Source organism: Pseudoflavonifractor phocaeensis, from assembly GCF_016901735.1.
Taxonomy (GTDB): Bacteria; Bacillota; Clostridia; order Oscillospirales; family Oscillospiraceae; genus Pseudoflavonifractor_A.
Genome location: NZ_JACLZC010000127.1, coordinates 1 through 2,086, shown reverse-complemented (window position 1 = coordinate 2,086; position 2,086 = coordinate 1). Strand labels below are relative to the sequence as shown.

Below are 2,086 nucleotides of genomic sequence, written 5' to 3'. Positions count from 1 at the left end.
GCAGTCGGCGCAGGGGTTTCCGTTTTGGAAGCCCCTGTTCATGGGGTGGTATATTGCCACCCCATCCCGCCGCCTGCCTGCGTCAACCTGCCACCGGCAGCTTGACACAGATACAGGGGTGGGACGATTCGCTCCACCCCTGCTGGTGGTACGTCGCATTTCACGACGTACCTGTTGTAATCGAGTACGGAAGAAGGGCTGCTGCGTTTCACAGTAGCCCTTCGGAAAGGACGGTAGACAATGGCGATTTATCATTTGGAGGTCAAGATGGTCAGTCGTGGAGCCGGGCGCTCCGCCGTGGCTGCTGCGGCCTATCTGAGTTGTTCCCGGATGCTCAACGAGTATGACGGGGTGCAGCACGACTACACCCGCAAACAGGGTCTTGAGTGGCGGCAGGTTTTTCTGCCAGCCACCGCCCCCGCAGAGTGGCTGGATCGGGAAACCCTGTGGAACGCTGTGGAGGAAACCGAAACCGCAAAGGACAGCCGCCTCGCCCGTGAATTTGTAGCGGCGCTGCCCATAGAACTGAGCCGAGAGGAACAAATCCAGCTCCTGCAAGATTTCATCAAGGAGCAGTTCGTGGCAGACGGAATGTGCGCCGATGCTGCCATCCATGACCCGTATCCTCCCGGACACAATCCCCATGCCCATATCCTGTTGACGGTGCGCCCACTGGATGAAAAGGGAAAATGGTAGTACAAGACTGAGAAAGAATATCTCTGCGTCAAAGACGGCGAGGAACGGGGCTTCACCGCTGCTGAGTTCAAACAGGGACAGGCCGACGGCTGGGAGAAGCAGTACCAGTACAAAGTGGGCAAAAAGAAGGTGTATATGGCCCCGTCCGCAGCGCAGACGCAGGGCTATGAACGGGTGTCCAAGTACCCCAAAAGCACCAAATATGGCAGGCAAAATCCCATCACGGAACGCTGGAACAGCGACGAGCAGCTTGTCCTGTGGCGGGCTGCATGGGCGGATGTGGCAAACCGCTATCTGGAGCGCACCGGGCACGAAGAACGCATCGACCACCGCAGCCATGCCGAGCGTGGGCTGCTGGAGCGGCCTACGGTTCATGAGGGTGTGGTTGCCAGAGCCATGGAGAAAAAAGGCATCATTTCTGACCGGTGCGAACTGAACCGGCAGATCAAGGCCGACAATGCCCTGCTCCGGGAGCTGAGAGGACAGGTCAAAAAGCTGGTGCAGACGGTCAAAGCCACCCTCCCGGCGCTTGCCGAGGCCATGGAAAATCTGCGTAAAAATCTGCTGCTGTTCTGCTATCAGCTGGGGTATCTCCGCAAGGGCAAGGAACGCCTGAACACTTCGCTGAATACGCTGCGCCCTGCCCTCACACAGTACAACCAGCTGGCAAAGGACATTCGGGATAAGACAAAAGAGCGCCGCAGCCTGCTTTCCGAGAAAAAGGCGCTCTCTGCTGTCCATGTGTTCCGACACCGGGAACTGGCGGCAAAGATTGCGGCTCTGACAGAGGATTTGGAGGAACTGCGTTCGGAAAAGAATCTGCTTCTGGCGTCGCTGGCATATTCCGAGGAAGATGCTGCCGATAAATTTCCTAAAGACATCGCTGCCATGGAGCAGAGCCTGAAACGGTTGGAAAAACAGGAACAGAAATATTCTGCCGAGCTGGACGCTGCCCTGAACGAGTATGCCGGGCTTCGGGAGCAGGCCCAGGGCTTCGACCCGGTGCAGCTGTATGAAGCAAGACAAGCCATCCGCCCCGACAAGGAGCAGGAAGCGGAGAACCGGGCACAGCAGGTTTACGGCGAGAAGTACAGCCCACTGCTGATGTTTGACAGCAAAAAGGCGGTTTCCCGTATGCTGCATGAGGATATTGAGCGGCAGGCAGTACGGAGAATGGTGCGCCAGGCGCAGAAGGAGCAGCAGATTTCCAACAAGGGAAAGCGCAAGGATCAAGGACGAGATGTGAGATAAAAAACTCTTTCTATCTCTGTCAAATGCGCTTGGAGACCCCAGAAAATTCTGTGTAATCGACAGGAATCGATAGGTTAAGGTTTCCTGACAAAGTCAAGAATATGATCAAGATATTTACGATAAAGGAGTCAGGAAGCTA

Annotated in this window: 1 pseudogene; it reads left to right on the top strand. The window is 56.0% G+C overall.

The features are described from left to right. Window positions 1-240: 240 nt before the first annotated feature. Window positions 241-1,947, top strand: a pseudogene (gene mobQ, locus H7U37_RS14720) (MobQ family relaxase). Window positions 1,948-2,086 lie beyond the last annotated feature (139 nt).